The following is a 6,387-nucleotide window of genomic DNA, read 5'->3' as shown; positions in this document are numbered from 1 at the left end:
ACTGTGGGCCTGCGGACTATTCTGCCAACAGGTCGAGCCCAGCATGCTGGCCACCAGCTGGACGATGTGAGATGTATCGGCCTCAGCCAATCCGGCTAGCGTATGGTAGCCAAGCTGTTCGAGCCGCCCGATAACGGTCGGCCCCACCCCTTTTACGCCGAGCAGCAGTGCCCGCTCGGTCGGGCCAAACCGGTTGTTGCCATCCATCTGTCAGACTCCTTTCCGATAGCCGTGGTTGCACATCAGGCCCGCAAGGGGCCTGATGAAGAGAGTGAAGGATTAACGCACGCTGCGCAGCAGGAAATCCGGCTGACCGCAGGAGCGGCGCTCACGCTTTTGCATCTCGGCGGAGCAGGTAACTGCATCCGTCCCCTCTTTATTGACGCAGATGTAGATCTCCCGCAGGAAGCGGCCTCCATCGGCGCAGGCCACCGTGATGTTGTCAGGAGCCAGCCACTGGTTGGCGCTCGCCAGATCGGCCTTGAGCTGGAAGCTGCTTTTGCGCAACGGCTCTTCCGGGGATTGATAGGCCGCCGGGATCTTCACCTTCTGACGCAGGTCGCTTGCCAGCTGATGGAACTGGGGCTGACTCAAGCCGGAGCAGGTGCCGTGCTTCTCCCACTCATGGCGATAGAGAAAGCGGCTGGGGTAGAGGTCGGCGAACTCGCTCTCCATATCGGGATCGAGCCGTTCGCGGGTGCAGTTACTGGGGTAACCGCGATCATACTGGGGCCAGAGACCGTGCAGCACGAACCCCAGTTTGCGGGAACACTGGTCCCGATCTGCCGGTTTGACGGCGCAATGCTCGGGCGACCAGGAGAGCGCCATGGCGTAATAGTCAAACTCACCCGCCTCCCCTTTGGCTTGCACGGCCGAGGAGAGCAACAAACCACCCGCCAACAGGGCAATCATCTTCTTCATCTTTATATGTCCACCTAACGCGACGCTTGGATGACCGCCATGCTCCCATATTCTGGCGGTGGGAAACAGCCATGCCGAGACGGCGCGCGACAAGGGTCAGACCAGTCAGGGGTTTAACCAAAGGGCGAGCAGGGGTAAGCTGGCCGACCGGTAGACTCCTCGTCCACCACCCGATAATCCCTCTTGGCAACCACAGGATGTAACATGATCCGCAAGAATCCCTCAGGCCATCTGCCTGTCATCGACGAATCAGCCTATATCGACAAGACCGCCATCATCTGCGGCAAGGTGATCATCAAAGAGAATGTCTTCGTCGGCCCCTATGCGGTGATCCGCGCCGATGAGGTGGATGCCAACGGCGAGATGGAACCCATCGTCATCGGCGCCAACTCCAATATTCAGGATGGCGTGGTGATCCACTCCAAATCCGGCGCCGCCGTCACCATCGGCGAATACACCTCCATCGCCCACCGCTCCATCGTCCACGGGCCGTGTGAAGTGGGGAACCGGGTCTTTATCGGCTTCAATAGCGTGCTGTTCAACTGCCATATCGGCGATGGCGCCGTGGTGCGTCACAACTCGGTGATCGATGGCTGCGATCTGCCGCCGGAGTTCTACGTTCCCTCCACCACCCGCATCAACCAGCAGAGCGATCTGACCCATATTCCGCGAGTTTCGGTGGATGCCACCGAGTTCTCCGAGGACGTGGCTCACACCAATATCGATCTGGTCAAAGGGTACAAGGCGCTCTCCAACGAGTTCTGATCCCCCTCTCTATTACCAGACAACAAAACGGGCGCCGAGGCGCCCGTTGCTATTTCTATCTCTGCTTACTATCCGCAGGGTTCAGGAGCACTTCTTCAGGCTGATATGCCAGTTGGCGCCGGATTGCACCTGATGCTTGGCGGCGAAGCTGTCCATATTCAGCGCCACCGACACCTGCAGCAGGCTGTTGAGGTAGACCAACGGTTGCCCTTCCGGCACGTCACCGAAGCTGCTGACGTAAGGGGCCTTGCCGTCGTACTTGACCGCATCCCCTTCGCTGATCTTGATACAAGCGCTGTCACCCTTGTTGATCCCTGCCTTGGTCAGCAGCGCATCGTCGATATTGGTCCAGACGTTGCCGTACTGCACATCAAGAATCGGGATGGTGCCCTTGAGGGTGCCATCCTTGTCAGCTACTGCCGGTTGATAGGGGATCTTCACCACCTCGGCGGGCAGTTTGGGGCCAACCTGCTCGTAGCTGATGGCGCCGGAGGCGAGCCGTGCGCCGGTATAGGCGTACACATCGCGGCCGTGGAAGGTGTATGACTTCTCGGAGCCCTTGAGGCGGTTGAGCTTCTCGTCGATCTGGCGCACGGTGTCGATGCCGAAGTGCTCGGCCACCAGCGTCAGGGTGCCGTTGTCCGGGGTGACTATGTAGTGGCCGCTCTTGGTCTTGAGCACCACAGAGTGGCGATGGGTGCCCACACCGGGATCAACCACGCTGACAAACACTGTGCCCTTGGGCCAATACTGCAGGGTCTGGTAGAGGCGGTAGGAGGCTTCCCAGATGTTGTAGGCCGGGATCTCGTGGGTCAGGTCATAGAGCGGCAAGCTGCGATCTACGCCAAACGCGACCCCTTTCATGGCCGAGACGGCGCCATCCTTGAGGCCGAAATCGGTCTGGATCACTAGCGCTTCGTTGGCGGCGGCGATGCCGCTGGCCAGCATGAGGGCGAGCGCAATGGCGCGGGGAGCGGTGCGAATATCCATATCTGAACTCCTGAATCATCTGAGGATAACGAAACGGCAACAGCCATTTGGACATCCAGACTGCCACCTCTAGGTTTTTTTGCAAGGGGTTTGCCTCAAAGTGAGGAACGACTCGCAGAAATTGTGCTCGCCAAACGGCGACGGCGGGGGTATCAAAGGCAGAATGGGAAAACGTTTACAATACAGGAGCTCAGCACCATGACACAACCCGTACCGGAGATGATGACCCTGCTGCTGGAGATTGGTGAACAGAGCAGTCAGGTCTGGCTGAGCCAGCCAGATGGGGCCCCGTCACACTACCCGCTGGCCTTTGGCACCCACGCCATCCAGCCCGGGCCGTTTCGCCACGCGCCGCCCACCCCCCTTGAGCTGGAGCGGGCCATCATGGTGGTGGAGGATGAGCTGATGCGCATCGCCCCGCAAATCCCGCCCGGCTTGCAGCTGACCCTGCGCAGCCAGCCTTCGCTTGCCGAAGCGCTGGGGGACAATGAACTGAGCCGGGATCTGGTGGAGCAGGCCTTTGGCCAGCTGGCCGCCATGGCGGAAGGGGATCCCCTCGCCGCCAGCCAGCTGCCCCGCGACGAGCACTTTGCCGCCGTGCTGCTGATCGTCAGGGAGTGGCTGCACCATCTGGCCAGCGAGAGCGTGCTGATCGTCGAATAGCTGACTGCGCCGCCGCTCACCAGACCATGACCCTACGGAACAGCTATCTGCCTATTGCCGGTGGCCCCTCGAGTGTCGGCGGTGAGCGGCGCCAGCGGATTCTCCCCGGTTTGCTTTGACGTATACTCCAGCTAGTCTGGCGACCTGCCAGCAATATCACACCACTTTCACTCTGGAGACGCCCCTCGCTATGGCTTGGCATAAGGTTAGAATCGCCCCCCCCAAACTGACGCTGCTGGGGACAATCCTGCTAATACTGACCGGATTGGGCTGCGTGTTCTATTACACCTATCAGAGCCTGCGGCACGACATGGATCTCATCACCGCCAAGCAGAAGAACGTATTCGACGTTTTCTACCAGCGGGCCAAGATCCTTGAGGTGGAGAACATCACCAGCTATCTCGCCTATCAGCGGTCGCTGGAGACCCCCAACCACCTCGTACGCAACAAGCCGAACACCAACTACCTCTATGGCTACGACCTGAGAAGCAAATACCGCTTTGCCGATATTCCGCTGCAATACCCGGCCGCCAATCTCCTCAACACCTTCCGCTATGCCCTCTCCTACCCGGAGGTGATCAACATCTACACCATCTGGAACGACTATCGGCTGATCGGCATGGTGGCCGACAACAAGCTGCTGCCCGCCAGACTGGCGCCGATCAAGGTGGATCTGATGACCCTGCCCGCCTGGTATCACTACTTCGGTTGCGCCAGCTTTACACCCGGCCGCTCCTTCTGCAGCGCCGATGAGGCCTTTGTCTCCGATATCGAGATCGACAGCTTCAGCATGCGCAAAACCATAGTGATGAGCTTCCCCTTCATCCATCAGTCGGGGCGCAGCGGGTACAAGTACGGGCTGCTCAGCATCGACATCGCCGTCGATGAGGCGTTTCGCGATGTGCTGCGTCCCTTCGACACCATCAACCCGACCCGCACCAACATCTCGTTTGAGGCCGCCGAGCCCTGCCATCGCTGGCACCTATGCCTGAGCAAACCCTTTATGCGTACCAAGGCGGGGGAAGATCTCTATCTGAAGTGGTCCTACAGCTGGCTCGATTTCGTCAAGCTGACCCTGCACGGTGCCGCCTTCAAGATCTATCTCATCATCATTTTGCTGGTGATGGTGGCCTGGAAGCAGATCTACCAGCGGCTGCGTACCCTCGCCCACACCGATCACCTGACCCGGCTGCCGCGAAGAGACATTCTCAGCCAGAGGCTGCTGCACGAGCACGACTACCTGATGATCCTCGATATCGACAACTTCAAGTCGATCAACGACCGCTATGGTCACGCCATCGGCGATCTGGCGCTGATAGCCTTCTCCCGTCATATCAAAGGCAGCATCCGCAAAGTCGATACCGCCATCCGCTGGGGCGGCGAGGAGTTTGTCTTGTTGTTCAAGGGCATGGAGGATGACGAGATGATGATCCACTCCGCTGGCCGCCTGCTGGATCGGCCATTGTTGATCCCCGAGCTGCCTACTCCCATCACCTTCTCCGCCGGGGTGATCCGTATTCGCGACTACCTCACCGTCACCGAGGCGGTGCATCTGGCCGACGAGCTGCTCTACCACGTCAAACAGCACGGCAAGCACAACATCGCCTGCTACGAGGGCACAACGATCCGGCTGATCCGCCCATTGCCGGACGACGCAGAGTCATAGCCGCCTTCTGCCGATCCCCCTGCTTCTGTTACCATCGCGGCCACGATGATTGTGTCGTTGTGGCCGCTGGCCGCGATAACCCCCTACTGGTGCCTTCTATGTCCATTGCCTCCTTTGCCGAACTGGCCCTCTCCCCCCGTCTGCAGCAGACCCTGAGCGAGCTGGGCTATGCTGCGCCCACCCCCATTCAGGCCCGCGCCATCCCCACCATTCTGGCGGGGCGGGATCTGATGGCAGGCGCCCAGACCGGCACAGGCAAAACCGCCGCCTTTGTGCTGCCGCTGCTGGAGCAACTGATGCAACACCCGGCAAGCGACACCGCCCGCCCGATCCGTGCGCTGGTGCTGGTGCCGACCCGCGAGCTGGCGGTGCAGGTCGCCGAGAGTGTGGCGCGTTACGGCCAAGGCACCGGTCTCACCAGCACGCAAGTGTACGGCGGGGTGAGTATCGCAGCGCAGGTCGACGCGCTTCAAGCCGGGGTGGATCTGCTGATCGCCACCCCGGGTCGGCTGCTCGACCATCTGCGTCAGGGGGCCCTGAGCCTTGAGCACCTCAGCCATCTGGTGTTTGACGAGGCGGATCGGATGCTCGACATGGGCTTTATGGACGAGATCAAAGCCCTGCTCAAACAGATCCCGACGGATCGCCAGACCCTGCTGTTTTCTGCCACCTGCGACGACAACCTGTTTGCCTTGAGCAAGGTGCTGCTACGCGACCCCGAACTGATCGAAGTGGCACCGCGCAACACCACGGCGGCCGAGGTGGAGCAGCGGGTCTATACCGTGGATGGCGAGCGCAAGCTGGCGTTGGTGGAGCACCTGATCAAGGTGAAGGGGTGGGCGCCGGTGCTGATCTTCAGCCGCACCCGGCAGGGGGCCGACAAGCTGGCCCAGCAGCTCGGCAAGGCGGGCATCAATGCGCTGGCCTTCCACGGCGATCTGTCGCAGAGCGCGCGGGAGAAGGTGCTGCTGGAGTTTCGCGCTGGCACTCTGCAGGCGCTGGTCGCCACCGACGTGGCGGCCCGCGGCCTCGATATCACTGACCTCAACTATGTGATTAACCTCGAGTTCCCGTTTGTGGCGGAGGATTACGTCCACCGTATCGGTCGCACCGGCCGCGCCGGCAACAAGGGGCTCGCCATTACCCTGTTCAGCCCGGAAGATGCGCCGCTGCTGGAGAAGGTGGAAGCTGTGCTCGACACTCGCCTGCCCCAGCAGTGGTTCCCGGGCTTTGAGCCGGATCTCACCCGCTTTGAGCCCGAGCCGCGCCGCAACAGCAAGGCGGCCCAGAAGCAGCGCGCCAGAAAGCAGGCGCTCGCTGGCAATAAAGGCAGCAAGGGGAAACGCTAACCCCAGCGCCAACCCCCAGGATCGGAAGATCCC

Annotated in this window: 7 protein-coding genes (1 of these 7 cut by a window edge); 4 read left to right on the top strand and 3 right to left on the bottom strand. The window is 60.9% G+C overall.

Features of this window, described 5'->3' with window-relative positions; genetic code table 11:
* On the bottom strand, positions 1–207 hold the 5' portion of the coding sequence (locus ACY8FN_RS07550; protein ID WP_463099638.1) for a helix-hairpin-helix domain-containing protein. Its footprint begins 72 nt before the window's first position; only the first 207 of its 279 coding nucleotides appear in the window; its start codon is at positions 205–207; its stop codon lies beyond the left edge, outside the window.
* 72 nt (positions 208–279) lie between these two features.
* Positions 280–921 (bottom strand): ribonuclease T2 family protein, encoded by a 642-nt coding sequence (locus ACY8FN_RS07545; protein WP_463099637.1) that lies wholly within the window; start codon positions 919–921, stop codon positions 280–282.
* A 204-nt stretch (positions 922–1,125) separates the two neighbouring features.
* Here ACY8FN_RS07545 and ACY8FN_RS07540 point away from each other — a divergent pair, with 204 nt between their 5' ends.
* Positions 1,126–1,686 (top strand): gamma carbonic anhydrase family protein, encoded by a 561-nt coding sequence (locus ACY8FN_RS07540; RefSeq protein ID WP_101320221.1) that lies wholly within the window; start codon positions 1,126–1,128, stop codon positions 1,684–1,686.
* Positions 1,687–1,767: 81 nt separating this feature from the next.
* On the opposite strand, the gene ACY8FN_RS07535 is transcribed toward ACY8FN_RS07540, so the two are convergent.
* On the bottom strand, positions 1,768–2,676 hold the full coding sequence (locus ACY8FN_RS07535) for an SAM hydrolase/SAM-dependent halogenase family protein (protein WP_463099636.1): 909 nt from the start codon (positions 2,674–2,676) through the stop codon (positions 1,768–1,770).
* Between the two features lie 198 nt (positions 2,677–2,874).
* Between ACY8FN_RS07535 and ACY8FN_RS07530 the strand changes: the two genes are divergently transcribed.
* The 3 genes from ACY8FN_RS07530 to ACY8FN_RS07520 all read left to right on the top strand — a co-directional run bounded on the left by ACY8FN_RS07530 (position 2,875) and on the right by ACY8FN_RS07520 (position 6,354).
* Positions 2,875–3,339 (top strand): hypothetical protein, encoded by a 465-nt coding sequence (locus ACY8FN_RS07530; protein WP_463099635.1) that lies wholly within the window; start codon positions 2,875–2,877, stop codon positions 3,337–3,339.
* 190 nt (positions 3,340–3,529) lie between these two features.
* Entirely contained in the window at positions 3,530–5,005 is a 1,476-nt protein-coding gene (locus tag ACY8FN_RS07525; RefSeq protein WP_463099634.1) for a GGDEF domain-containing protein, read from the top strand.
* 98 nt (positions 5,006–5,103) lie between these two features.
* Positions 5,104–6,354, top strand: a complete 1,251-nt coding sequence (locus ACY8FN_RS07520; protein ID WP_463099633.1) for a DEAD/DEAH box helicase — start codon at positions 5,104–5,106, stop codon at positions 6,352–6,354.
* The last annotated feature ends 33 nt before the right edge of the window (positions 6,355–6,387 follow it).

Source organism: Aeromonas sp. 160P (genome assembly GCF_055193095.1).
The sequence above is the reverse complement of the archived record's forward strand: the minus strand, read 5'-3'. Positions and strand labels throughout refer to the sequence as shown.